The organism is Collinsella sp. An271, from assembly GCF_002159695.1.
Classification (GTDB): domain Bacteria; phylum Actinomycetota; class Coriobacteriia; order Coriobacteriales; family Coriobacteriaceae; genus Collinsella; species Collinsella ihumii.
On the sequence record NZ_NFJE01000011.1, the window covers coordinates 1 to 24,178 of the forward strand.

The window sequence follows — 24,178 nt, forward strand, 5'->3', positions numbered from 1 at the left end:
GACTGCGGTGCGCGACCGCCGTTTGCGCTGACAACAACGATTGTCGCCCATCCCGCGGGCATCCGGGGAGGCTCCGACCGATCAGTTATCGGTCATATCTTCTAAGAGCCTTTGTTGACCTCCTTTAGCGTGCTATTCTGCCCAGTTTGTGTCATCGACCCCCTGCTTTCGTGTTTGAGCGCATGTTCACAAGGCGGACGGCGGGCCGATCGGCGCCTCCCCTACGCGTTGAACACGTACCGGTCCAGACGCTCGAATGCTTCCTTCACGCGGGCGAGCGGCAGCGCGAGGTTCACGCGAATGTGGCACGGGCCGTGGAAGGGGCGGCCGTCCTGCCAGCCCACGCCCACGCGCCAGCCGGCGTTCAGAACCCAGTCGATGTCTCGGCCGCAGCGCTCGCACCACTCGGTGCAATCCAGAAAGAGCATGTAGGTGCCCTGGGGCTTGGACACGCGCACGCCGTCGAAATGCGCAGCGATGAAGTCGCATGCCCAGTCCACGTTGCCCGCGATGACCTCGCGCAGCTCGTCGACCCACGCGTAGCCCTCGGGCTCATAGGCGCCGAGCAGCGCGTGCATGGAGAGCACGTTCATCTCGTTGTAGTGCGGCTTGGACGACTGAGAGGTCACGCGGTCGCGCAGGTAGTCGCTGTAGATGATGTGGTAGCTGCCCACGAGGCCGGCCAGGTTGAAGGTCTTGGAGGGGGCGTAGAGGGCCACGGTGCGATTGCGGGCGTCCTCGGACACCGACTGGGTCGGGACGTGCTTGTGGCCGGGCAGGATGATGTCGGACCAGATCTCGTCCGAGATCACCACGCAGTCGTGCTTGGCGTAGATCTCCATGGCGCGCTCGATCTCCTCGCGCTCCCACACGCGACCCGTGGGATTGTGCGGCGAGCAGAAGATGGCGGCGTGGACGGTGCGCTCGGACAGCACGCGCTCCATATCCTCGAAATCCATGCGCCAGACGCCGCTCTCATCGAGCTTGAGCGGCGAATGGACGATGCGGAGGCCCGCGTTGGTGAGCGAGTTGGTGAAGCCGATATAGGTCGGGCTGTGGACGAGCACCTCGTCGCCGGGTGCCGCGAAGGCGTTGAGCGTGGAGATGACGCCGCCCAGCACGCCGTTCTCGTAGCCGATGTGCTTGGGCTCGAGACCGACGACGTCGTTGCGGCGGCTCTGCCACTCGATGATCTTGGAGAAATACTCCTCGCGGGGCGTGAAGTACCCGAAGTGCGGCTGCTTCACGCGCTCGATGATGGCGTCCTGGATGGTGGGGACCACCGGGAAGTTCATGTCGGCGACCCACATGGGGATGAAGTCGAAGCCGTCCTGGGGCGCGGCGGGGGCAGCGCCACTGGGTATGCCGATGCCGTCGACGGCGATTGCATCCTGTCCGTGGCGGTTGATGATTGAGGTGAAATCGAAGCTCATGCGTCCGTCCTTTCATAGAAGTCCGTTCGCAATGATACCCCGATGTGGCGAGACGTTTGGATCGGTGTTTCTACCTGGCGCCCTCCGTTGGGATGACCGGCCGTCATCCCAACGGCGCTATCTCTTCACCGCTTGCAGGTACTTATAGAGGGTCGGCACCGAAACGCCCATCTCCTCGGCAACCACGTGCACGGCGCCTTTCATAAGGAATACGCCCTCGTTATAGATCTTGCGCAGTACTTCGATTCGCTCCATGCAGCTCATGCGGGGCTGGTTGGAGACGGGTTCGTTTCAACCCATCGAGAGTACGCTATAGGCACGCCGCCCTGTCGACGGTACGCCATAGGCACACTTTTGGGCGAAAAACGTGCCTATGCCGTACCGTGGATGGGACGGCGTGCCTATAGCGTACTCTCGATTCGGACGGCACTGCGGGACGCGCGGGAAGCGCCCTGCGGCGCGGGCGGGCATCAGTCACTACATCAGCGCGTCAGCGACTCTAATCTTGCCGTTTCTGGACCAGCGCGCCGACGATCGTGAGCACGACCGTGCCGATGAGGATGGACGTTCCGTGCGCCGCGGAGAATTCCCCGCCGATGTAATCGGAAAGCGCGGTGAACGTGGCCATGGCGTCCCCGGGAACGGCGAGCGTGCCCAGGCTCCCAAAGGCCAAGACCGCCGCGAGCACGTTGGAGACCACGAACGTCGAGCCGGCGTAGGCGGTGCCCAGGCGCACGAACAGGTCGCACCAGCGAAGCGCCGCAAGGCCCACGAGCAGCGCGCCGAGGGCGATAACCACGCCCAGGTAGGCGCTGGCCTCTTGGGGAAGCAAGATGTCAATCACGAAACCAAGAGCCGCACCGGACACGGCGCCGACCAGGAAGACGCCCGCCTTATAGACGAACTTGGACAGCAGGGCCGCCACGACGCCAAGCACCACGGCGACCACGAGCGAAACCGATGAGCCGTCGGTCGACGACAGGCCGATATTCAGCACGCCCAAGAACACGAGCGCGCCGAGCATGAGGTAGAACAGCTTCTTGCCGTAGAAGCACGCGGCAACGCCGACCGCGATGTTCACGAGCAGATACAAGACGACATACTCCATGAAGACAACCCCTTTCAGATCGTCGAAGAGGACCCGCACATGGTACACGACATCGACCGCGCATTTATATATGAGCGGACGCGGTTCCCGTCCATTTACGCAGGGGCAGGCCGCGCGGCGCGCGGAAGAACCCTCGGCGGCAGACAAGAGCACCGAGAAGAGAAGGCGACGCCTCCGCCCAACATGCCGCCCGCTCGCGAACGGCACTGCGACGGCGTAGACATGCGGAAGCAAGGAAAGCGCAGGTGAACCATACCGGTGCAGCCCGAGCCCGCAGGCGTCCGGCGCGGAGGCGCGAGCGCAACGCGAAGCGAGGAGCATCTCCCCGTGCGAGACATGCGCGCATTCGTGAGGTGCGAGGGCGCCGTTCGAACACGAAATCGAGCGCTCGGCCTAATATTCTTGCCCCCTCTCCCCCGTCCACCCCCCGTCCACCATATATTGAACGTGTACGTACCCACCGCGCGCCGCACGGCGCGCACGCAGAAAGGGTTCCCTATGGGAGATGCACACCTCACCTGGAGGGCCGGCGCACGGATCCCGTTGGCGCGACGGCTCGCCTTGGCACTCTGCGCCGCAGCGCTTGCCATCGCGTGCCTGCCGCAGGGCGCGCTCGCGGCGGACGGCACCGCATCCGGCGTCATCCAGATCCTGCACGTCAACGACACGCACGGTCATTACGAGCTCACGCACTATGCCGGCGAGGATGATGAGAAGGGCACGCCGGTCAACGCATACGCGGTACTCGCGGGCCTCATGTCCGATGCGTCGTCCACCGTCGTCCTGGACGCTGGCGACACGTTCCACGGGGACTCGTTCGCCACGGTGAGCGAAGGCGCAAGCATCGCCGAGCTCCTTGACGCCGCGAACGTAGCCGCCACCACGCCGGGCAACCACGACTGGAGCTACGGGGCCGACCGTCTGGCGGAGCTCGACGCCGACCATGACTTTGCGGTGCTTGCGGCAAACGTGGTGAACGCGGACACCGGCGCGCCGTTTTTCGAGCAGCAGTACCAGCTTGTCGACCTCGAGGTCGCAGGTGAGCAGCTGACTCTCGGCATCGTGGGCGTCATCGACGAGTCGTTCTACACCTCGACGCCCGCGGCGAACGTCGAGGGCCTGGCGTTCACCGAGCCCGTCGATGCCGCCGTCGACGCCGCCGAGGCCGCCCGCGCTGCCGGTGCGGACATCGTCGTCTGCCTGACGCACAGCACCGATCCCCAGAGCTTCGCCTCCCACGTGAGCAGCATCGATGCCGTCGTCGCCGGGCATGAGCACGTTCTGATCGACGAGGTCGTGACCGCCGCGGACGACCGCGAGGCCCCCGTGGTCGAGGAGCCCTCGAGCCCGTCCGGCGAGTACTTCGGATCCATCGGCGCGCTCGCCCTCGCCGTTTCCGAAAACGCCGACGGCACCTGGTCGGTCGCCGGCAGCGAAAGCGAGCAGATCGACACCGCGGGCCAGTACGCCCTCGCCGACGAGGGCGTCGAGGCCCTTACCGACGAGCTCGCCGCCCGCAACGCCGAGATCCTCGACGAGGTCGTGGGCACGAGCAGCACCGAGTACGCCTACTCCACCACCGAGCTGCCGGGCGGCTGGGAGCGCATCCGCACTGAGGACATGCCCATCGGCCACGTGGTGACCGGTTCGTATCTGGCACTTACGGGCGCCGACCTCGCCTTCGAGAACGCCGGCGGCATTCGCGGGGGCGTGCCGGCGGGCGACGTCACCGCAGACGACCTCATCTCGATCTCGCCCTATGGGAACACGCTGGCAACCTATGAGCTGACCGGCGCGGACATCCTCGCGACCATCGAGCACTCCCTGTCCATCTCCAAGGCCTGCCGCGACGTCCTGGCCGCGCAGATCGAGGCGCTCGAATCGGGCGAAGACCCCATGCAGTACAGCTGGCCGAGCAACTCCGGCAGCGTGCTGGTGGTGGGCGGCGCCACGATGGAGATCGACTGGGACGCCGCGGACGGCGAGCGCATCGTATCCATCGAGATGGCGGACGGCGGCGCGTTCGATCCGGATGCCACCTACACCGTCGCCATGAACAGCTATCTGCCCGGCGCCACCGACGAGTACCCGGCCTTCGCGACCATGCGGCTCGCGCAGGAATGGGGCAGCTGCGAGCAGGCGCTGCGCGCGCTGGTCGCCGACGCCTCCTGGGAGCAGCAGGTAGACGACCTCACCGGAACGATCACCTACACCGAGCGCGTCTTCCCCGACGCGGACCCGACCGCATGGTATTACGAGGCCGTGGTCTGGGCGGCCGAAAACGGCGTCTTCCACGGTTACGATGACGGCACTTTCGGCGTGGACGACCCGCTCGCGCGCGAGCAGGCCGCCGCGGTGCTCTACAACTATCTGGGCGGCGAGCCGGGCGCGCCGGGCTCCGGACTGGCCGACGTCGCGGACGAGTGGTATACCGACGCCGTGAACTGGACGGTGGCGCACGGCGTCATGACCGGCTACGAGGGCACGAACCTGTTCGGCGTGGGCGAGGCGCTCACCCGCGAGCAGTTCTGCTCCGTGATCGCCAAGGCCACGGGCGCCGACCTGGCGCATGTCGACGAGACCGTACTCGGCGAGTTCGCCGACGCCGAAAGCGTCTCGGACTGGGCGCGGCCCGCCGTCGCCTGGGCCATCCAGCAGGGCATCATCAACGGCGTGGAGCACGACGGGGCCCGCACGCTCGAGGGTGCGCGCGGTGCCACGCGCGCCGAGATGGCCGCCCTCATGAAAAACGCCGTGGATGCGGGCGTCCTGCAGGCGTAGCGCCTTCCCGCGGTTCGGCACGCATCGGAAATGCAGCACGGGGGCGCCCGCGATTCGTCGCGGGCGCCCCCGTGTTTGGAGATGTTTTCCTAGGGAACCACCGGTCAATTGCTTTCGCGGCAGGCGCCCGCCACGGGGCCGACCGGTGCGGAATGAATTGACCGGTGGTTCCCTAAACACCGTCCGGCGTCCCCTAATGGATGCGCGGCAGCAGCACCGTGCGGCGATGCAGGATCATCTCGGCGGCGATGCTCACCGCGATCTCCTCCGGCGTCTCGGCCTGGATGGGCAGGCCGACGGGCATGTGCACCTGCGCGATCTCCTCGTCGGAAAAGCCCGCCTCGGCGAGCTGGGCGCGCACGAACGCGGTCTTCTTGGCGCTTCCGAGGCATCCCAGATACGTCGGGCGGCACGCCAGCGCCTGCGCCACGACCTCGCGGTCGCTCTTGTGGCCGGACGTCGCGCAGACGACGAAGTCGCGCGGCCCGATGGAGCAGAAGTCCCCGATGCTGCCGTAATCGACCAGGCGGCGCTCGACTGTCGCGGGCATGAGGCCCTCCTCGAGCATCTCGGGCCGGTCGTCGCAGGCGACGACGGCAAAGCCAGTCGCCGCGAGCGTCGAGGCGAGCGCGCGGCCCACGTGACCGCAGCCGAAGATGTAGGTGTAGCCCTCGGGGCTGATGGGCTCGAGGTAGCGCTCGCCGGAGATCCCCGCCTTGATGTCGGCCTGGCGCTCCGGGAACACGATGGACGCCGGGACCGAACCCGCAACGGCGCGCTTGGACCCCTCGCCGTGCTCCGTGGAGCCTGCCGCCCCCTCGCCGAACACCGAAAGGTCGAATGAGAGCACGCCCTCGCTGCGCTCGGCCAGGATGCGTCGCTCCTGCACGAAGACGTCGCGCAAAGACGCATCGACCAGCACGTGGCACAGCGTGACCGCTCCCCCGCAGATCATGCCGGTATCGCTCTTCTTTCCGCCGATCGTGTAGCGGACCAGGCAGCTCTGCCCGGCATCGAGCAGGCCGCGCGCATCGGCCATCGCGATGTTCTCGACGCTGCCGCCGCCGACCGTGCCCAGAGCCGACCCGTCGGAGAACAGCGCCATCCATGCGCCCGCCGAGCGTGGCGCCGAGCCGTGCGTCTGGGCGACAAACGTCAGCTCAGCCGGCTCTTGCGCATCCAGCGCCCCCAGCAGGCGGTCAACGATCTCAATCTTGTTCATAGGTCTATCCTTTGCGGTTGAATGCCCGGAAACGGCGCCGAAGGTGTGTCCCCTTCATGCAAACATGCACGCCGAAGGTACGTCCCCCTTGTGCAATAACGCACGCGAAAGGTACGTCCCCGTCATGCACGGAAGTGGCAGAGGGCCTCCAGGACGCCGCCGCCCACGGCGGTCGCCTTGTCCGAAACGGTCTTGACGAACGACGCGTCTCCGCGCGGATCGATGTCGCCCGCCTTCATCCCCTTGAACGCGGGCACGCCGGGCGCCAGCAGGCCGCGCAGCACGCCGTCGATCGTGGCGAGCATGGGCTCGCCCGCCACGCGCCCGACCACCTCGCCCGCCGTGACGATGTCGCCGATCTCGCGGACGCACTCGAACGGGCCGTCGGCGGGGCTCCGCAGCACGCGCTTCGCCCCCACGCCGGCGATGATGCCGGGAACACCCGTGTTGGCGATGGGCGAGCCGGTGTAGAGCACGCGGCCCAGATAGTGGCCGCGCTTGGTCTCCACCGCCGCATGGCAGTCCTCGCCCGCGGTGAAGCCGGGGCCCACGCCGATGACGATGGGCGCCATGTCCATCGTGGTGCCGAGGTTGCGCTTGGCGAGGATGGCGTCGACGACCGCGTCGGGCGCCAGGTCCGCCACGAGCTCGGCGTCGGGATCGACCGCGACCGCGACCTCTCCTTGCTCCATGATCGCACGCAGCTCGTCGGGGGTTGCGCCCAAGCTGGCGCGCACGTCCTCGACGCACGCGCTGCCGCACCGGATGGCCTCGGAGAACGCCACGGTGCGCCGGATGCATGTGGGCTCGGCGATATCCGCCATGACGACCGAGATGCCGGCGCGGTGCAGGCGCAGCGCGATGCCGGTCGCCAGGTCGCCCGCCCCTCGAATGAATGTCAACATGCCTGTTTCGTCCTTTCGCTTATCAGATGCCGCCCGCGCCGTTGCATCCGTGGTACCGTGTCCCACAAACCCCGTAGGCAGGGAGGACCCATGAGCGACATCACGACTCTCGTCGATATCCTGGAGCCGATTCGCGGCATCACCGCCGTGATCGGGGGCGGCGGCAAATCGACGCTGCTCGCACGCGGCGGGCGCGCCCTCTCGCAGCGCGGGCACCGCGTGGCGCTCGCCACCTCGACCCATATGCTTCCCGTAGACGGCCTCGCCTATGCCGCGACGCTCGAAGAACTCGCCCCGGAAGCGCGCAGGGCCCCGCTCATCCAACTCGGATGCCTGGAGGCATCGACCGGCAAGCTCACCGCGCCGGCCGAGCCCTGGGACTCGATCGCCGCGGCCGCCGACTACGTTCTCGTCGAGGCCGACGGGTCGCGCGGCCTGCCGTTCAAGGCGCACAGCGAGCGCGAGCCCCAGATTCCGAGCGGCTGCGCCCGCGTCATCTACGTCGCGGGCGCGACCGGGTTCGGCCTGCCCATCTACGACGTCGTGCACCGCCCCCAGCTCTTCCGCGATCTGCTCGGCGTGGCGATCGACGAGCCGGCGTCGCCCGAGCTCATCGCGGCGGGCATCGTCGCCGAAGGACTCGTGGGCATGCCCGACGACCTCGTGATCGTCAACCAGGCCGAACGCCCGGGCGCCCAACGAGATGCCCGTGCGCTCGCCGCGGCGCTCACGCCGCTCATCGACTGCCCGGTCTTCGCCGGAAGCCTGCGCGACGGCGAGCTCGTCCGCCTCGCGTAGGCGTCAGGCGGCCTCAGCCGGCGCATCCGCCATCGGGGACGGATGCACGCGGCAGGTACGTCCCCGATGATGCACGTCCGGGCTATCCGCGCTCGACGTATCGGCCCGGCTTCTCGCCGGTCGGCTCGCCATCGCGCGCCGCGAGCACGCCGTTCACGTACACCAGGCGCGCGCGGCCGTGAGCCTCGAGGCCTTCATAGGGCGTGTAGTCGACCGCCTGCTGCTGCGTCGCCGCCGAGATGGTCCACCGCGCCGCGGGATCCCACACGCAGATGTCGGCGTCAGCGCCCTCGGCGAGGCGCCCCTTGGCGGGCCACATGCCGAACACCCGCGCCGGGCCCTCGCTCATGAGATGCATGAGCTCCATGGGTCCAAGCTGCCCCTCGAAGCTCGTCGCCATGACGGCGGGGCGGTGCTCGATGCCCGGGCCCCCGTTGGGAATGCGGGTGAAGCTGTCGCGCCCGCGATCCTTCTGGCCGTGAAGGTTGAAGGAGCAGTGGTCGGTCGCGATGGAGTCGACCTCGCCCGCCAGCACGGCCTCGCGCAGGGCGGCGATATCGGCCGGCTTGCGCAGCGGCGGGCTCATCACGTACTTGGCCCCCGCGAACCCGTCGTCGCCCTCCTCCAGGTACCTCGTGTCATCGAGCGTGAGGTACTGCGGGCACGTCTCGACGAAGATGCCCTGCTGGCCGCGGGACCGCGCCGCACGGATGGCGTCGAGGCCGAGGCGCGTGGACAGGTGCACCACGTTGACCTTGGCGCCCGCGATGTTCGCGAGATACAGCAGGCGGCTCACCGCATCGGCCTCCGCCTCGGCGGGACGCGACAGCGGGTGGCCCTCCGGGCCCGTGACGCCCGCCGCCAGCACCTCGCGCTGCAGCTCGTTGACGATGTCGCCGTTCTCGCAGTGCACGCACAGCACGGCGTCCAGATCGCGCACGCACTCCAGGCACTGGAGGGTCTCCGCGTCGGTCAGGCGCAGGTGGTCGTAGGCGAGGTACGTCTTGAACGAGCTCACGCCCGCCTCGCGCATGCGCCGCATCTGCGCCGCGCTGTCCTCGCCCCATTCGGCGATGGCCATATGGAATCCGTAGTTCGCCGTGCACGTGCCGTCGGCGCGCCTGTGCCATTCCGCAAGCGCCTCGTCCATGGTCACGCCGCGGTCGGCCGTGGCGTAGTCGACGACGGTCGTCGTGCCGCCGCAGGCGGCCGCACGCGTACCGGTCTCAAAGCTGTCCGCGGTCCAGTCCATGCCGGTCCAGCACTGAAGGTGCGTATGGGCGTCGATGAAGCCGGGAAAGATCCAGCACCCCGCGGCGTCCTCGACCGTATCGTCGGCCCCGGGCTCTATGCTCGCCGCGATGCGGGCGATCTTGCCTCCATCGAGGGCGATGTCGCCGCGCCGCAGGCCTTCGGGGCACACCAGGGCCCCGCCTTTGATGATGATCATGTGCCAAGCTCCTTTCTTGTTCGGTTCGCGCATGTCGTGTCAGCTCCCGGATGCGCGCTGCCCGCGAGCGCGCATCCGGCAACCGGCCCGAAGCGCCAGCCCCCTATCCCGCCATGCCCTCCAGGGCGCGGCAGACGGCCGCAAGGTCCTCCGGCGTGTCCACGTCCATCAGCTCCTCGGCGCGCATCGCCTCGACCGTAGACACGTCCACGGCCCCGCAGCGCAGAAGCGAGGAGCCCCCGTCCTTGCCGGCAAGGCCCATGAGCGCGCCGAAGCATGCGCGCGGGAACAGCACCGGGCTCGCGGGAGCACCCTGCCATGCCAGGCGCCATGCGCGCGCCGAGTCGCCCTCGAACGCCCGCGCGAGCGCCTCGTAGCTCGCAGGCGACACCAGCGGCTGGTCGCCGGGAACGAACAGGCAGCCGTCCCAGCGCGCGGCGCCCGCCGCCAAACCGGCTCGGACTGAATCGCTGCGAAACCCTCCCTCGTGCAGGGCCACCGGCACCCCGGGCGCCATGCCGTCGAGCACGCGCGCGACCTCGGGCCAGCGCGTGGAGACGACGACCTCGAAGCGCGCCGCGGGCACCGAGCGCACCGTGCGCACGACCAGCGGCACCCCGCCCGCATCGGCGAGCAGCTTGTTGCGCCCCGCGCCGGCGATCCTGGCAAAACGCCTGCCCTCGCCCGACGCCATGATCACGCACCCGATCCGCATCCTGCACCTCCGTCCGCCGCGGCCCGTCCCGTCAGGCCCCGCTTCCACCATAGCAAAATGGGATGCCCCGCAGGGCATCCCATTGGAAGGAGAGGTATCCGAACCTTATGCGCGCGCGATCGTGGTGCCGGTCTTGCCCGCAAGGCCGTCCGCCGCCTTCTCGAGCAGCGTGATGAGCGACGTGCGCCCCTCCTTGCTCTCGACGAACGCGGTGGCAGCCTGGACCTTGGGCAGCATGGAGCCGGTGCCGAACTCGCCGGCCTCGCCGAGCTCGTTGGCGCGCTCGGGCGTCAGCGTGTCCAGCCACTCCTCGTGGTCGGTGCCGAAGCCGATGGCGACCTTCTCGACCGCCGTCAGGATGACGAGCGAGTCGGCGTCGAGCTGCTCGGCGAGCTTCTCGGCCGCGAAATCCTTGTCGATGACCGCTGCCGCGCCCTTGAGGTGATGGCCCTCGGTCGGGATGACGGGGATGCCGCCGCCACCGCAGCAGACGACCACGTGATCGGACTCGACGAGCGCGGAGATGGTGTCGAGCTCCACGATCGAGACGGGCTTGGGGCTCGCCACGACGCGGCGGTAGCCCTTCTTCTCGTCGTGCATGAAGTCGTAGTCGCGCTCGCGCGTGAGCTTGTCGGCCTCCTCCTCGCTCATGAACGGGCCGATGGGCTTGGTCGGGTTCTCGAACGCCGGGTCGGCGGGGTCGACCTGGATCTGGGTCAGCACGGTGGCGACGCCCTTGTTCATGCCGCGGTTGAGCATCTCCTCGCGCAGGGCGTTCTGCAGGTCATAGCCGATGTAGCCCTGGCTCATGGCGCCGCACACCGACAGCGGGCAGGGGATGTACTTCTCGGGATCGGAGCGCGTGAGCTCGGCCATCGCGTTGGCGATCATGCCGACCTGCGGGCCGTTGCCGTGCACGATCACGACCTCGTTGCCCTCCTCGATGAGGTCGACGATGGCGCGCGCGGTGATCTTGACCGCAGCCATCTGCTCGGGAAGATTGGATCCCAGCGCATTGCCACCAAGGGCAACAACAATACGACGAGACATGAAAATCACCTTTCACGATGTGCTTTAAAACTGCAGCAGCGCCCGGGCGCGGCAGAGCGCACCACCCGGGCGCTGCGGCCACGAGAGAGGACAAAGGGTATGTCCGCTTCATGCGGGCTTTACCTGCAAGATCGAGAAGGCATGGGGAGAAAGGAGCAAACCCATGGCGGAGAGGGAGGCAAATGAGCACAACCTTGCAGGTAAAACCCGCATTGCGGGTTCCGGGACGGCCCCTTCTGAGCAGGAGCCGTCCCAAAGATGGGCGATTACGCCTGGTACCAGCGATCCTTGCCGGCAGCCTCGAGAGCCTTGAGGGTCTCGACGGGGTTCTTGCACTTCTGCAGGAAAATCATGGCCGCGATGGCGTAGGGCTTGTACGAGGCCTCCTTGTACATACCGACGCGGTGATCCTCGAAGACGTCAGCGTCGACCTCGCCGTGCTCGCAGGACAGGCCGGAGATGTCGGCCGGCAGCGGATGCATGTAGATGGTCTCCTGGCCGTGAGCGGTCTTCTCCATGAGCTCGCGGGTGGTGCACCAATCCTGGTGAGTGGCGTTCTGGGCCAGCAGCTCCTTCTCGAGCGCCTTGATGCCCTCGTCATCGCCCTCGGCGTAGAGGTTGGTGCGCTTCTCCATGGCGGCGTAGGGAGCCCAGCTCTTGGGGATGACGATGTCAGCGCCCTCGAACGCCTCCTCCATGCTGTGGGTCTTCTTGAAGGTGGCGCCGGACTCGGCGGCGAACTTGCCGGCGATGTCCACGAGCTCGGGCATCAGGTCGTAGCCCTCGGGGTGAGCGAGCGTCACGTCCATGCCGAAGCGGGGCAGCAGGGTGATCAGAGACTGCGGGCAGGACAGCGGCTTGCCGTAGGAGGGCGAGTAGGCCCAGGTGACGGCGACCTTCTTGCCGCGCAGGTTCTCGATGCCGCCGAACTCGTTGATGAGGTAGAGGATGTCGGCGGTGGACTGGGTCGGGTGGTCCATATCGGACTGCAGGGACACGAGCGTCGGACGATGGTCGAGCACGCCGTCGGCATAGGACTCGGCCACGGAGTTGGCGACCTCGCGCATGTAGGCGTCGCCCTTGCCGATATACATGTCGTCGCGGATGCCGATGACGTCAGCCATGAAGGAGATCATGGTCGCGGTCTCGCGGACGGTCTCGCCGTGAGCGATCTGGCTCTTGCCCTCGTCGAGGTCCTGGAGCTGCAGGCCGAGCATGTTGGAGCCCGAGGCGAAGGAGAAGCGGGTGCGGGTGGAGTTGTCGCGGAACAGGGAGACGGCCAGGCCGGAATCGAAGATGCGGGTGGAGATGCCGCGCTCGCGCAGGTTGCGCAGGGCGTCGGCGGTGGCGTACAGAGCGCGGAGCTCCTCCTCGGACTTCTCCCAGGTCAGCAGGAAGTCGCTCTCGTACATGCCGGAGTAGTCGAGGCCGGACAGGGTCTCGAGCAGCTCGTTGAACTTCTGGTCCATGGTCATATCCTCTCTCTTTTCGCCCCTGGCGACAGGGCGGCTGATACACGAAGGGAAGCGGACGCGCGGACGCGTCCCTCGGGAGGGTCCGCGCGGCGAAGCATGGGATGAAGCCGCGCGGACACTCCTCGAAATGGGGTCTTACTGGATGTCGTTGTCCGTGGCGCCGGCGCGGAACACGGTCACGTCATCGATCTTCTTGGACTCGTCGTACAGGTTCAGCGCGGCGGTGTAGAGCGCGGCGCAGGTGACGAGGTCCTGCTTGTAGGTGACCTCGTTGGGAGCGTGGGCCTGGCTCTCGGCGCCCGGGCCGAAGCCGACGCAGGGGATGCCGTAGCGGCCCTGGATGGACACGCAGTTGGTGGAGAAGGTCCACTTGTCGGTCAGCGGGCGGCCGGCGCGCTTGTCCATGGACTGCTCGACGCCGATGCGCTTATCGCCGTACAGGGCGTGGTGGGCGTCGACGAGCGCCTGCACGTGGGCGGCGTTCTCGGCGTTGATCCAGGTCGGGAAGTAGGCCTCGGTCTCGTAGACGGTGCCCTTCCAGCTCGGACGGTCGTACATGTACATGGAGACCTCGACGTCGTCGCCGTACTTCTTGACGGCCGGCAGGTTGCGGATCTCGTCGAGGCAGGAGTCCCAGGTCTCACCGGCGGTCATGCGGCGGTCGATGGAGATGGCGCAGGAGTCGGCGACGGCGCAGCGGCTGGGGCTCGTGTAGAAGATCTGGGAGACGGTGCAGGTGCCGCGGCCCAGGAAGCGGGCGTCCATGTAGTGCTCGGGGTTGTACTTGGGGTCGAGCATCTTGACGAGGCCCTTGATGGACGTGGACTCGTCGCAGCCGTTGTTGTTGAGGGCGCGGACATCGGAGATGATGTCGGCCATCTTGTAGATGGCGTTGTCGCCGCGGTCGGGAGCGGAGCCGTGGCAGGAGACGCCGTGCACGTCGACGCGGATCTCCATGCGGCCGCGGTGACCGCGGTAGATGCCTCCGTCGGTGGGCTCGGTGGAGATGACGAACTCGATCTTCTCGCGAGCGTCCTCCGGACCGTCGAAGTACTTGTTGACGATGTACTGCCAGCACATGCCGTCGCAGTCCTCTTCCTGGACGGAGCCGACGACCATGATCTTGTAGCCCTCGGGGATGAGGCCCATGTCCTTCATCATCTTGGCTGCGTAGGTAGCGGAAGCCATGCCGCCCTCCTGGTCGGAGCCGCCGCGGCCGTAGATGACCTCGTCGTCCTCGTAGCCCTCATAGGGGTCGTGGGTCCAGTTGTCGCGGTTGCCGATGCCCACGGTGTCGATGTGGGAGTCGATGGCGATGATCTTGTCGCCCTCGCCCATCCAGCCGATGACGTTGCCCAGACCGTCGACCTCGACCTTGTCGAAGCCCAGCTTCTCCATCTCAGCCTTGATGCAGGCGACGACCTCGCCCTCCTCGCAGGACTCGGACGGATGGGAGATCATGGCGCGCAGAAACGCGGTCATGTCGGGGCCATAGGCCTCAGCAGCCTTCTTGATGGCGTCGAAATCGAGTTCCTTGGTCATTGCAGAAATCCTCTCTCGCATGAGTTGATACACGACTTGCCTTCTCGATGGGGCCTCTCCCCCATCTGGTTTGCACTACTCGGCGGGATACGCGCCGTCCCAGACGACCTTGCGGTAGTTCACCGGGTCGGTGTCGCCCTCGGTCGAGAACATGAGCACGGAGCTCTCGGAGGTGAGACCGATGGCCTCGCGCAGGTCGGCGTACTCATCGGACTCCATGAGCGTCGTGATGAGGCCGGCTCCCACGGCACCGGACTCGCCGGAGATCACGCGGGGGTCGCCGGAGAGCGGGGCGCCGAGCACGCGCATGCCCTTGGCGGCCACCCAGTTGGGGCACGCCACGAAGACGGACACGTGGTTGCGCAGGATGTCCCAACCGAGCGTGTTGGGCTCGCCGCAGGCGAGGCCGGCCATGATCGTGGGCATGTCGCCGTCCACGATGCGGGGCTCGCCGTCGCCGGCAACCGCGCCCTTGTACAGGCACGCGGCCTCGTCGGCCTCCATGACCACGAAGGTCGGCGGGTTATCGGGGAACAGGTTGGTGAAGTAGCCCACCACGGCACCGGCGAGGGAGCCGACGCCCGCCTGGACGAACACGTGGGTCGGACGCTCGACGCCCGCGGCGGCGAACTGCTCGGCCGCCTCGGAGGCCATGGTGCCGTAGCCCTCCATGATCCAGCTCGGGATCTCCTCGTAGCCGTCCCATGCGGTGTCCTGGACGATAACGCCGTTCTCGCAGGCGTCGGCCTCGGCGGCGGCCATGCGGACGCACTCGTCGTAGTTGACGTCCTCGATGGTCACCTGGGCGCCCTCGGCGGCGATGTTGTCGAAGCGGCTCTTGACCGAACCCTTGGGCATGTGGACGACGGCCTTCTGGCCGAGCTTGTTGGCGGCCCATGCCACGCCGCGGCCGTGATTGCCGTCGGTGGCGGTGAAGAAGGTGGCCTGGCCGAAGTCGCGGGCGAGCTCCTCGCTGGTGAGGTAGTCGTAGGTCATCTCAGAGACGGGCTTGCCGGTCTTCTCGGCGATGTAGCTCGCCATGGCGAACGATCCGCCCAGGACCTTGAAGGCGTTGAGACCGAAGCGGTAGCTCTCGTCCTTGACCGCAAGGTTCGCAAGACCAAGGTCTGCCGCCAGGCCATCGAGCTTGGCGAGCGGGGTCACCGAGTACTGCGGGAAGCTCTGGTGGAACGAGCGGGCGGCGCTGACGTGCTCGAGCGACATGATGCCCAGGTGGGCGTCATCGCTTTTAGGCATCTTGTTCGCAACCCATTTGATCTGATCGGCCATGCTGTTGTTCTCTCCTTTTTGGCTCACTTTGCCGGTGTGTGGGATACGCGCTCGCCCTTTTGGCAGTTGTGGCCGACTGGGCTGAACTTTTATCTGAACACCAAACAAAAAGTTTTGCTGACCTAGTTTTACCACAGGGGATAAAGCTGAGTCCAGACAGATTGTTTGGTTTCATAAACGGTTGGAATCTGCCGGTAAACGGTATATTCCTTGGGCATTTGTGCTCTAACTATATTTATGTCAGGATATACCTAACAAAAAGTTTGGAAGGAGGTTACATGTCCCCAGCGCAGATTGAGTTCTATCGCCGTCTTGCCAAGGGTCTTGCCCTTCAGTTCGGCCCCAACTGCGAGATCGTCATCCATGACTTGGAGTCCGACGATCTCGACCATTCCATCGTGGCGATCGAGAACGGGCACGTGTCTGGGCGCCATCTGGGTGACGGCCCCAGCCATGTAGTCCTCGAGGCGCTCCACGACGCGCCCGACAAACTTGAGGACCGCCCGCCGTATCTCACCAAGACGTCGGACGGCAAGCTCCTGAAGTCGAGCACCATCTTCATCCGCAACGACGCCGGCTGGCCGTGCGGGATCCTGGCCATCAACTTCGACATCACGCTGATGACGGCGTTTTCCGGCACGCTGGCCTCGCTCATCGGCACCGGTGAGCACAACGAGCCGGAACCCATCGCCAAAAACATCGGCGACCTGCTTGACGACCTGTTCAGCGAATGCGAGCAGATGATCGGAAAGCCAGCCGCCCTCATGACGAAGGAGGAGCGCGTGCGGGCCATCGGCTACCTCGACCAGCGCGGCGCGTTCCTGATCAGCAAGTCCAGCCAGAAGGCATGCGACTTCTTCGGGATCTCCAAGTACAGCTTCTACAGCTACCTGGACGAGGCCAAGGCCGCCTCGGACGATGGTCAGAAGTAGCGAAACCGCACATACGCGCGGCAACAGGCGGGGGCGGGGCTCGATATGAGTCCCGCCCCCGCCTGCTTTTGGTACGCATACCATGGTATTGGGGTATTGTTGACGAACCTGGAGCGTTCGGGCTCCGGTGCGCATCAATTTGGTATCAAGTTCGCGTATATCAGCCTGATTGGACAAAACGGACCAGCCGTTGACCTGCGGTTTTTATGATACGCTCGAGATGCGCCGGACCGCTCTCCCCGCCTCGTGGACGATCGGGGCTTGAAATGGCCCGATCATTGATACCAAATCTTCTTGTTCTCGCGAACAGATGCCCGATTGCCCGCCGAATCCGCTTCGCGCTCGGCGAACGCGACGCCGAGCACCGCGATGAGCAGCGGGGCGGTGAAGATGAGCGCGCAGGCGTAGCGTGCATCGTACATGGGCGACAGCACGACGCTCGCCATGCTCAACAGCACCGGCATCATGATGGGCAGCCAGCGGCGCATGCGGCAGATGAACAGCCACAGGGCGAACAGCGGAATCCAGATCACATACGGCGGGCAGGTCATCGCCAGCCCGATGACCGGGATGTCCACCCAGGCGTCCCAGACGTCGCGAGCGGCTTCGCGCAGGCTCTCCAGCTGCCAGGGCCGGCGCAGCAGGCTCGTGCCGTCATGGTCCTCGTCCCATGTCTCGATGCGCAACTGGATGGGCTCGGACGGGGACGCGAAACCCGAGAGCATCGAGAGCGTCGCCTCCACGTAGACCTCGGGATGGCGCAGGCCCTGCGCGGCCCAGACCTTGAGGTACTCCTGGATCTGCTCGTCGGTGGCGCTCGCGTTGTACTCGTACTTCACCGAATCCGCCCACTCGGGCTGGTAGCGCTCGTTCAGCGTGTCCACCACCAGCACGTCGTCGATGGCGCGACGCTCGCTCGCGCCCATCTCCACCCCATGCAGGGCGACGTAGCGCGCGGTCTGCTGGAACAGCGTGCCGAGCATCTCCTGACGTCCGCCGGGAACGACGTCGAGCGTGGGGAACACCACGTTCGGCATAACGCCCCACATGAGGACGGCGGAGAGCGCCGCGGGCACCAGGCTTCTCCACCACACGCGGCGGTACACGACCGCGTAGATAACCATGGTCGGGATCACGATGTAGATACCCGTCTTCTTGGTGAGGGCGAGCAGCAGCGCCAGCACGATGTTGCCAAGAAGGAACGGCACGGACCGCAAGGCGTCGCCGCGCGTGTGGACCACCGCGATCGCCATGGTGAACCACGCGACGTAGATGCCCGAGAACAGCATGTCCTTGATCACCACAGGCGCATAGCCACCGAACACCGGGACCACGCAGACCGTCGCGAACAACCCAATCGTCAGGCCGCGCGGCGCGCCGATATGGCGCAGGTAGGCGAAGGCGACCGAAAAGGCGATGGCGGTCCCCAGCGCCTGCAGCACGGAGAAGATGAAGATGCCGGCGTTCCATGAGCCGGTCAGCTGATCGCTCGTATAGGCGAACCAGCCGTACAGCAGCGTGTCGAAGATGGGATGGTGGTCGCTGAACTGCGCATATGCGCGCCTGCCGGGCACCGCCCACAGCTCGGCGCGCACCTCGTCCCCGCGCGGATAGAACTGCGTGATCTGGTAGTAGGTGTCGTAGATCATCGAGCCCGGGTAGAACGCGACGATCCAAAACGACCAGCAGAGCATGAGGATGAGCGCCGCGAAGACGACGGCGCGGAAGCGCCAGGAGAACACGAGGCGATCGACGGTGGCGGCAAGGCGGAAGGCGACCGCGCGCGGGCCCGACTGCGCGATTGGAGCGGGCGGGCGGGAGATGCGCCTCAGGGCCATCGCGAGCAGGGGAACGATGATGGCCGCCGGAATCACGATGCCCACGGTCGCGAGCGGCACCAGCTCGTCAAGCGAGCCCCGGAACCAGCCGTCAGACGCAAGCGCGGAAGCATAGACCCCAAGAAACGTCGCAAAGACGATGAACGCCAGCATGAGCAGCACGCACGGTGCGTAGCGAAGCGCGCGCTGGGCACACGACGAAAGCGCGCGCTGATCGGACTTGCGTTGTATCTCAGCCATGGGCATCCTTGACGATATGCAGAGGTAATCTGCGCTGCAGTATAGCATTGGGCGAGGTCCAGCCGCAGTTCGCACGAAGCTCGCAGGCAGCTCGCCCCGTCCTGCTTGTCGCCGCGCCCACCCCCGTGGCGCTCACCGGCACCGGGGCGGCAATCTGGTGTTGCCGCCCCGGCGCTCCAGGATTCCTGCCGCACCCCCGCCCTCCACTTTTTCATGAATTACAGAGGGGCCGAACGAGCGTTTCCCCAGGTATCTATTGTTTGACCCCATGCATTTTCATGAATAAACGACGGGATGGACACAAGAGCACGGCGCGCAGAGGACAGGAAGCCCTCGACCTACTCGCTAAACGGCCACTCCCCTGCTGCCAAGGCCTCGATGGCCGCCGCCACCGCATCGTCCTCGCAGCAACCGATATGCCAGCGAGCAGCAGCCTTCGCCTCGGGCGTCGCATTGCCCACGGCGACCGCGTGGCCGGCAACCGAAAACATCGTCAGGTCGTTGCCCGCATCGCCGAAGACCACGACCTGGTCGGGAGTGATGCCGAGATGGTCGCACAGGGTGAGCAGGGCGCTGCCCTTGTTCCAACCTGTCGGCATGATGTTGGCGTACCCGACCATGGGGATATCGAAATCAAGCCCATCGACCCCGTCGTTCAAGCGGGCGACGAACGCCTCGGTCCCCGCCATGTCGGCATCGATGAAGATATTCGCCTTGAGGACGTCCTCGGCGGGCAGTGCGTCCGCGGGCACGCATGCGCAGGCGTACGCCGGGGTGATCCGGGCGAGCACGTCGCGGTCGCCGGCGACGAGCTGCGGCGTCGTGCCGTCAAAGGCCAGCAGGCCCGCGCCCGGCGTGTCGCGCACGATGTCGAGCGCGCGCTCGAGGGCGGCGATCGGAAGACGGTGCTCACAGATCTTCTCGCCCGCGCAGTAGACCTCCAGGCCGTTGGTGGCGATCGCCGTCTGGCAGCACGCGGCGTCCCCTCGGAAGAACGGCGCTATTTGCACCAGGCCGCGCCCGCTCGCAGGACCGGCCATGATGCCGGAGTCCAGCGCGGCGCGGAACGCAGCGACGGTGCGCTGGGACACCGTCGATGCGCCCGCAGGCATGATTGTTCCGTCGATATCGGAAAGGATGAGCTTGATGGCGCTCGCCTGCATGATTCACCTGCACTTTCCCGGTAATACTTAGGTGGCCATCCGCGAATGCCACGGCCATTGTACGGCAACGCACGGCTCTCCCCTTCTGCGCACATAAGTCGAAACACGGCCTGGGGGGATGCGGTCGAGTGTCTCCGTGTGCCGCGGCTTTGCGAAGGAACCGATGCGCCTGCGCTACGAGGTGGACGCAGCTGGCCCGCGGCGACGCCGTCCGAGCGCGCGTGCGCCAGGAAGACACCCCGGGTGCATAGCGCAAGAAACTTGGTATGCGGAACAATGAGCGCTACCATGTCGTCGCGTATCATCCATCATGTATGAATCTGTCCCCGAATGCGCAAAGGCGGCCTGTCATGAAAACGTCCACGTTCGTCGGCAACCTCATCTTCTGGATCGCCATCGCCGCCGTGTGCGGCGTTTTTGCCGCATGGTACTACACGACCGACGTCGCCACCGTGACCGCCGCTGCCGCCGAATCGAGCTGGACGCTCGTCGGAACCATCGCCGCCACGCCCCTGCTGCTCTATGCGATCGGCGCCATCATCGGCCTCGTCGTCATCAAGATCGGCAAATTCCGCATCAACCAGTCCCTCAAATCGCACGCGTTCATCGTGGCGAGCCTTATCCTCGCGCTCATGATCGCCGGCATCGCCCCCGTCATCGCGCTCGGCCCGACCTCCGGCTACTCCATGCCGACACTGCTGCTCTCCTACGCCGGTGTCTATGCGGCGCCCGTGTTCCTCATCATCGGCGCTGCGTATTCGGTCGGGATCGCGCCGGCGAAGTAGGTACGCAATGGGGCGGGCTTGATGGATCCTCGACCATCCCCTACGGCGAAGCCTCAAACCGAAAGGCCCCTCTTCCGCGCAAGGAGGGTGACGTCTTCGACAAGCGCCTCCCTACCCATGGCGTGAAGCACATCGTAACTCGGATACAGATATCCGCTCACGATGTCCACGCTTTCAAGGAGACGGTACGTTTCAGCGGTCGATTTACCCCATTCCCTCGCAACATGATTGAGCAACCAGACGACGAAGAAGATCGCATCATTTTTGCTCTGGGCCATATAGTCTCCTTCGCAGCCCGTCTGTTCATTACACCAGCCTGTTAAGAATCCCATCAGAAAAGAGGCCTCTGAAACCTTTACTGAGGGCAGCCTCAATCGGCCGTGCGGTCATAAACGAGCACCTTGTCTCTCATAATCGGATGGAACAGTTTTCCGAGCTGATCTGGGGCAACGGCAGTCACGCAATCGGTGGGACACTTCAGCGCATGTCTTAATTCCGTCTGGATGTCCACGTATTCCGTCATGGGGATATCGAAGTTATCCCTGTCGAGAATGATCCAGAGGTCGACATCGGACAGCTCGTTGAAGTCGCCGCGCGCATACGAACCGTAGACGTACGCTTTCTCAACGCACGGATGCGAAGCGCACACGGGTCGGATAAGTTCGGCTATGGCGCGATGCGCTCGCTCCCTCATGGAAACTTCATCCGCTGCGCTCATCTTGATCCCCCGTCCTTTTACCTCGTCACATCGTACTTATACCATGCTCGAGCCGAAGACAGCCCCACCACTTCAACATCCGTTTGTCGCCTCTCGCTTGAGCTAAACGTTCTCAACACCATCAGTATCCCAGTAGCGAATTGCGCTCATCGACAAGGGCAATCGCGCATCCTCCAAGCAGCAACGCACCGCAAATGACCGCAGTGAGTTCGGTTGAGAGACCATTCGCTATCATGGGAATAAACAAACCGCCTCATGCCGCGTTGGCCGCGGATCCTTTCGAGAAAGGCTTCATCGATGTCGAACACCGTATGGGGAATCCACTGCAAAGACGAGAAGCTCATGCTCCAGGGCAACGTCATGACGATCGGGTGGGAGGACTTCGGCAACCTCTCCTCCCCCGCTGCCACGCGCGACGCCTTCAAGGAGCACTACGCCAAAACCTACCCGGATGCCAGCAAGGGGCAGATCGCCACCTGCGCCGGCGTGCTCTACCGCTTCGCGCATGAGGTCAACGTCGGAGATTACGTCGTCTTCCCGTCGAAGTCGGACCGGAGCATCAACATCGGCATCATCGAGGGCGAATACGAATATGTGGGCGACGGCGTCCTCTACCCTAACCGACGCAAGGTGAAATGGCTCAAGCACATCCCCCGTCTCTCCTTTTCCCAAGGAGCCCTGTACGAGCTGGGATGCGTGCTGAGCCTCTTTCAGGTGAAGAACTACGCGGACGAGTTCCTCGGCGCGATCGAGAAGGGCTTCAGCGCGAAGCACCTGATGGATGACGACGTCGACGAGACCGTCGGCACGACGGCGGACGAGATCATCGAGTCGACGCGCGACTTCATCCTGAAGGAGCTGAGCCGGAACCTCAAGGGATACGCCCTCGAGGAGTTCGTGGCGAACCTGCTCGACGCGATGGGCTACCGCACCACCGTCTCGCCCCAGGGCGGCGACAGCGGCATCGACATCACCGCCTACAAGGACGAGCTGCCCCCAAGGATCCTCGTCCAGGTGAAGAGCGGCGGCGGAGACATCAAGGAGAGCACCATCCAGTCGCTCAAGGGCGCCATGCGCGAGGGCGACTACGGTCTGTTCGTCACCCTGTCCAACTACACCAAGAACGCCCGGAAGTACCTCGAGAACACACCCATCATCCGCGGCGTGAGCGGCAGCGAGCTGGTGGACCTGATCCTCAAGTACTACGAGCTGCTGGACGGCAAGTACCGGCGGATGATCCCCCTGAAGAAGGTGTACATCCCCGTACCGAAGAACGAGTAGAGCGAGCTGCCGAGGCGCAACGGAGGAGCTACATGCAGGCCGCCCTCAGACGAGGTCGAACTCGGGCTCGAGCAGGTTCTCCATGCGGCAATGCAGTGTGCGAGCCAGACGCTGGAGCACCTGGCCCCGCGCGTGGTTGATATCCTTGTTGCGCTGCTCGTACATCTGTATCGACCGAAGACCCACCCCTGAGAGCTCGGCAAGCTCCCGTTGGGTGAAGCCGTGCGCGTCGCGCAGACGGGCGAGATTCGTCATCGGGAAGCGCTTGCGCCATCGCTCGGCCACGAGCGCCGCGACACGCTGCTCGGACGCCTCGTGCCACGGATGATAGAGCGGGACGAGTTCCTCGAACGGGAGAGCGGCAAACAACAGGCGAAACGGCTGCGCCAGACGCCACTGGACATAGGCGGCGACCCATCCGGCCCAATACTCGGGCGTGCGGTCGATCCGGAACGACGGCTCGGTCATCTTATCCGGTTCGGCATAGCCGAGGCTGCAGCTCACATCCCAGAACAGCTCGACGCCGGAGCGCCCCGACACTACCCACGGGGCGCCGCGTTCAAACTGGCGGGCCTGGGGACTCGCCGCAAAGACGTCGGCGATCTCCGCCGCCTCGGCACCGTAATCGTTGATCGCATAGTCGAAAAAGCCGCCCAGGCACCCCATCGCGTCCTCGAGATACAGCACGTCATAGGCAGGCTGCAGCGCATCATGAGCAGAACAGGCGCTCGTCATGCGGATCGACCTCCTCCCTAATGATGTCGCGCACGTAGAGCCCATCGCGATCAAACCGGGCTGCCAGCGTCTGGTACTGCCCACGCGCCCTTGCATCGCGCTCCATGCGCTTCTGGCCATATATATCGCAGGAAACGGAGTCGGCGCGCTGGAAGCTCAGAGCCTGAAACGCCTTCGGGCTCTTAAGCACCACCTGCTCACCGAGCTCACCCAACCTCATTGCTTGAGATAGCTGATTCACAGAGATCGTGTTGTTGAGGAAAGCGCGTGCAAAGGAGAAGTAGGAATCGTCCGCCCGATACCCGCGAATCAGATCATACGCCGCGATATCTACAAGAAAATGGTCAAGAAGGTATGAGCGCGCTTCCTTTGCGACGGCATTCGAAAGATCGACGACACGATGCGCCAGGAGAAGGGCCAGCCACGTGAGGACCGAATAGCCCGAATCCGACAAGTCGAGCACGCGAAGATCCTCCGTCTTGAGCTCATATCTATTAGCGAAGCCGTCCTCGTCGCCCGGACAAGCCCACTCCCTTGCCAGCTCCTCATGCTCGGTGCAATAAAAACCGGGGCCGTAATCGTTGTGGGGACGACACAACTCAAGACGAGGCCTTTTCACAACGCAAGGCGAACCGTGCCACAGAATCACATCTACCTCCTCACTACTATCACTAAAGTGATAGTACCCTTATAGTGCCAGAAGTAGACTCTGGGATA

22 protein-coding genes are annotated in these 24,178 nt (G+C 65.3%); 5 read left to right on the top strand and 17 right to left on the bottom strand.

What is annotated here, in order from left to right; all coding sequences use genetic code 11:
- Positions 1-221 precede the first annotated feature (221 nt).
- The 3 genes from B5F74_RS09625 to B5F74_RS09635 all read right to left on the bottom strand — a co-directional run bounded on the left by B5F74_RS09625 (position 222) and on the right by B5F74_RS09635 (position 2,541).
- Entirely contained in the window at positions 222-1,433 is a 1,212-nt protein-coding gene (locus tag B5F74_RS09625; protein WP_087202008.1) for an aminotransferase class I/II-fold pyridoxal phosphate-dependent enzyme, read from the bottom strand.
- A 117-nt stretch (positions 1,434-1,550) separates the two neighbouring features.
- Entirely contained in the window at positions 1,551-1,697 is a 147-nt protein-coding gene (locus B5F74_RS09630; RefSeq protein ID WP_079989280.1) for a helix-turn-helix domain-containing protein, read from the bottom strand.
- Between the two features lie 235 nt (positions 1,698-1,932).
- The gene (locus B5F74_RS09635; RefSeq protein WP_087202010.1) at positions 1,933-2,541 is read right to left on the bottom strand and encodes a DUF4203 domain-containing protein; all 609 of its coding nucleotides are present in this window, start codon (positions 2,539-2,541) and stop codon (positions 1,933-1,935) included.
- A 498-nt stretch (positions 2,542-3,039) separates the two neighbouring features.
- On the opposite strand from B5F74_RS09635, the gene B5F74_RS09640 reads away from it, so the two are divergent.
- A complete protein-coding gene (locus B5F74_RS09640) occupies positions 3,040-5,322 on the top strand; it encodes a 5'-nucleotidase C-terminal domain-containing protein (RefSeq protein ID WP_158095743.1) in 2,283 nt (760 codons plus the stop codon).
- A 193-nt stretch (positions 5,323-5,515) separates the two neighbouring features.
- Here B5F74_RS09640 and B5F74_RS09645 read toward each other — a convergent pair whose 3' ends face one another.
- Both B5F74_RS09645 and yqeB read right to left on the bottom strand, forming a co-directional pair.
- A complete protein-coding gene (locus B5F74_RS09645; protein ID WP_087202014.1) occupies positions 5,516-6,544 on the bottom strand; it encodes an XdhC/CoxI family protein in 1,029 nt (342 codons plus the stop codon).
- Positions 6,545-6,666: 122 nt separating this feature from the next.
- Positions 6,667-7,449 carry a selenium-dependent molybdenum cofactor biosynthesis protein YqeB gene (gene yqeB, locus B5F74_RS09650; protein WP_087202016.1) on the bottom strand — a complete coding sequence of 261 codons (783 nt, stop codon included), beginning with the start codon at positions 7,447-7,449 and terminating at the stop codon, positions 6,667-6,669.
- Between the two features lie 90 nt (positions 7,450-7,539).
- Between yqeB and yqeC the strand changes: the two genes are divergently transcribed.
- Positions 7,540-8,247 carry a selenium cofactor biosynthesis protein YqeC gene (yqeC, locus tag B5F74_RS09655; protein WP_087202018.1) on the top strand — a complete coding sequence of 236 codons (708 nt, stop codon included), beginning with the start codon at positions 7,540-7,542 and terminating at the stop codon, positions 8,245-8,247.
- Positions 8,248-8,329: 82 nt separating this feature from the next.
- Here the strand turns inward: yqeC and hydA are convergent, their stop codons facing one another.
- The 6 genes from hydA to dpaL all read right to left on the bottom strand — a co-directional run bounded on the left by hydA (position 8,330) and on the right by dpaL (position 15,769).
- On the bottom strand, positions 8,330-9,697 hold the full coding sequence (gene hydA, locus B5F74_RS09660; RefSeq protein ID WP_087202020.1) for a dihydropyrimidinase: 1,368 nt from the start codon (positions 9,695-9,697) through the stop codon (positions 8,330-8,332).
- 103 nt (positions 9,698-9,800) lie between these two features.
- Positions 9,801-10,412 (bottom strand): nucleotidyltransferase family protein, encoded by a 612-nt coding sequence (locus B5F74_RS09665; RefSeq protein WP_158095744.1) that lies wholly within the window; start codon positions 10,410-10,412, stop codon positions 9,801-9,803.
- A 105-nt stretch (positions 10,413-10,517) separates the two neighbouring features.
- Positions 10,518-11,462 (bottom strand): carbamate kinase, encoded by a 945-nt coding sequence (gene arcC, locus B5F74_RS09670; RefSeq protein WP_087202024.1) that lies wholly within the window; start codon positions 11,460-11,462, stop codon positions 10,518-10,520.
- 266 nt (positions 11,463-11,728) lie between these two features.
- Positions 11,729-12,931, bottom strand: coding sequence for a knotted carbamoyltransferase YgeW (gene ygeW, locus B5F74_RS09675; RefSeq protein WP_066834338.1), 1,203 nt, complete (start codon positions 12,929-12,931; stop codon positions 11,729-11,731).
- A 141-nt stretch (positions 12,932-13,072) separates the two neighbouring features.
- Positions 13,073-14,479: a YgeY family selenium metabolism-linked hydrolase gene (locus tag B5F74_RS09680; RefSeq protein ID WP_087202026.1), complete on the bottom strand. Its 1,407-nt coding sequence runs from the start codon at positions 14,477-14,479 to the stop codon at positions 13,073-13,075.
- A 75-nt stretch (positions 14,480-14,554) separates the two neighbouring features.
- Positions 14,555-15,769 carry a diaminopropionate ammonia-lyase gene (gene dpaL / locus B5F74_RS09685; RefSeq protein WP_087202028.1) on the bottom strand — a complete coding sequence of 405 codons (1,215 nt, stop codon included), beginning with the start codon at positions 15,767-15,769 and terminating at the stop codon, positions 14,555-14,557.
- A gap of 278 nt (positions 15,770-16,047) precedes the next feature.
- On the opposite strand from dpaL, the gene B5F74_RS09690 reads away from it, so the two are divergent.
- The gene (locus B5F74_RS09690; protein ID WP_087202030.1) at positions 16,048-16,701 is read left to right on the top strand and encodes a helix-turn-helix transcriptional regulator; all 654 of its coding nucleotides are present in this window, start codon (positions 16,048-16,050) and stop codon (positions 16,699-16,701) included.
- A 275-nt stretch (positions 16,702-16,976) separates the two neighbouring features.
- Here the strand turns inward: B5F74_RS09690 and B5F74_RS09695 are convergent, their stop codons facing one another.
- On the bottom strand, positions 16,977-18,779 hold the full coding sequence (locus tag B5F74_RS09695) for a DUF6020 family protein (RefSeq protein WP_087202032.1): 1,803 nt from the start codon (positions 18,777-18,779) through the stop codon (positions 16,977-16,979).
- A 338-nt stretch (positions 18,780-19,117) separates the two neighbouring features.
- Complete coding sequence (locus B5F74_RS09700; protein WP_087202034.1) at positions 19,118-19,942, bottom strand: HAD family hydrolase; 825 nt, start codon at positions 19,940-19,942, stop codon at positions 19,118-19,120.
- A gap of 350 nt (positions 19,943-20,292) precedes the next feature.
- Here B5F74_RS09700 and B5F74_RS09705 point away from each other — a divergent pair, with 350 nt between their 5' ends.
- Positions 20,293-20,727 (top strand): hypothetical protein, encoded by a 435-nt coding sequence (locus B5F74_RS09705; RefSeq protein WP_087202036.1) that lies wholly within the window; start codon positions 20,293-20,295, stop codon positions 20,725-20,727.
- Between the two features lie 53 nt (positions 20,728-20,780).
- Here the strand turns inward: B5F74_RS09705 and B5F74_RS09710 are convergent, their stop codons facing one another.
- Both B5F74_RS09710 and B5F74_RS09715 read right to left on the bottom strand, forming a co-directional pair.
- Positions 20,781-21,005: a DUF3791 domain-containing protein gene (locus B5F74_RS09710; RefSeq protein ID WP_066834017.1), complete on the bottom strand. Its 225-nt coding sequence runs from the start codon at positions 21,003-21,005 to the stop codon at positions 20,781-20,783.
- Positions 21,006-21,097: 92 nt separating this feature from the next.
- Positions 21,098-21,445 carry a nucleotidyltransferase domain-containing protein gene (locus B5F74_RS09715; RefSeq protein ID WP_204212541.1) on the bottom strand — a complete coding sequence of 116 codons (348 nt, stop codon included), beginning with the start codon at positions 21,443-21,445 and terminating at the stop codon, positions 21,098-21,100.
- A gap of 297 nt (positions 21,446-21,742) precedes the next feature.
- On the opposite strand from B5F74_RS09715, the gene B5F74_RS09720 reads away from it, so the two are divergent.
- Positions 21,743-22,726 (top strand): restriction endonuclease, encoded by a 984-nt coding sequence (locus B5F74_RS09720; RefSeq protein ID WP_204212542.1) that lies wholly within the window; start codon positions 21,743-21,745, stop codon positions 22,724-22,726.
- A 45-nt stretch (positions 22,727-22,771) separates the two neighbouring features.
- Here B5F74_RS09720 and B5F74_RS09725 read toward each other — a convergent pair whose 3' ends face one another.
- Entirely contained in the window at positions 22,772-23,461 is a 690-nt protein-coding gene (locus B5F74_RS09725; protein ID WP_239283455.1) for a helix-turn-helix transcriptional regulator, read from the bottom strand.
- Positions 23,436-24,110, bottom strand: coding sequence for a DUF3990 domain-containing protein (locus tag B5F74_RS09730; RefSeq protein ID WP_087202042.1), 675 nt, complete (start codon positions 24,108-24,110; stop codon positions 23,436-23,438). Before B5F74_RS09730 ends, B5F74_RS09725 begins: the two co-directional genes overlap by 26 nt.
- Positions 24,111-24,178: the final 68 nt, after the last annotated feature.

Coding starts and splice junctions, on each gene's coding strand:
- B5F74_RS09625 (WP_087202008.1), bottom strand. CDS start 1,433: ATGAGCTTCGATTTCACCTCAATCATCAACCGCCACGGACAGGATGCA.
- B5F74_RS09630 (WP_079989280.1), bottom strand. CDS start 1,697: ATGAGCTGCATGGAGCGAATCGAAGTACTGCGCAAGATCTATAACGAG.
- B5F74_RS09635 (WP_087202010.1), bottom strand. CDS start 2,541: ATGGAGTATGTCGTCTTGTATCTGCTCGTGAACATCGCGGTCGGCGTT.
- B5F74_RS09640 (WP_158095743.1), top strand. CDS start 3,040: ATGGGAGATGCACACCTCACCTGGAGGGCCGGCGCACGGATCCCGTTG.
- B5F74_RS09645 (WP_087202014.1), bottom strand. CDS start 6,544: ATGAACAAGATTGAGATCGTTGACCGCCTGCTGGGGGCGCTGGATGCG.
- yqeB (WP_087202016.1), bottom strand. CDS start 7,449: ATGTTGACATTCATTCGAGGGGCGGGCGACCTGGCGACCGGCATCGCG.
- yqeC (WP_087202018.1), top strand. CDS start 7,540: ATGAGCGACATCACGACTCTCGTCGATATCCTGGAGCCGATTCGCGGC.
- hydA (WP_087202020.1), bottom strand. CDS start 9,697: ATGATCATCATCAAAGGCGGGGCCCTGGTGTGCCCCGAAGGCCTGCGG.
- B5F74_RS09665 (WP_158095744.1), bottom strand. CDS start 10,412: ATGCGGATCGGGTGCGTGATCATGGCGTCGGGCGAGGGCAGGCGTTTT.
- arcC (WP_087202024.1), bottom strand. CDS start 11,462: ATGTCTCGTCGTATTGTTGTTGCCCTTGGTGGCAATGCGCTGGGATCC.
- ygeW (WP_066834338.1), bottom strand. CDS start 12,931: ATGGACCAGAAGTTCAACGAGCTGCTCGAGACCCTGTCCGGCCTCGAC.
- B5F74_RS09680 (WP_087202026.1), bottom strand. CDS start 14,479: ATGACCAAGGAACTCGATTTCGACGCCATCAAGAAGGCTGCTGAGGCC.
- dpaL (WP_087202028.1), bottom strand. CDS start 15,769: ATGGCCGATCAGATCAAATGGGTTGCGAACAAGATGCCTAAAAGCGAT.
- B5F74_RS09690 (WP_087202030.1), top strand. CDS start 16,048: ATGTCCCCAGCGCAGATTGAGTTCTATCGCCGTCTTGCCAAGGGTCTT.
- B5F74_RS09695 (WP_087202032.1), bottom strand. CDS start 18,779: ATGGCTGAGATACAACGCAAGTCCGATCAGCGCGCGCTTTCGTCGTGT.
- B5F74_RS09700 (WP_087202034.1), bottom strand. CDS start 19,942: ATGCAGGCGAGCGCCATCAAGCTCATCCTTTCCGATATCGACGGAACA.
- B5F74_RS09705 (WP_087202036.1), top strand. CDS start 20,293: ATGAAAACGTCCACGTTCGTCGGCAACCTCATCTTCTGGATCGCCATC.
- B5F74_RS09710 (WP_066834017.1), bottom strand. CDS start 21,005: ATGGCCCAGAGCAAAAATGATGCGATCTTCTTCGTCGTCTGGTTGCTC.
- B5F74_RS09715 (WP_204212541.1), bottom strand. CDS start 21,445: ATGAGCGCAGCGGATGAAGTTTCCATGAGGGAGCGAGCGCATCGCGCC.
- B5F74_RS09720 (WP_204212542.1), top strand. CDS start 21,743: ATGTCGAACACCGTATGGGGAATCCACTGCAAAGACGAGAAGCTCATG.
- B5F74_RS09725 (WP_239283455.1), bottom strand. CDS start 23,461: ATGACGAGCGCCTGTTCTGCTCATGATGCGCTGCAGCCTGCCTATGAC.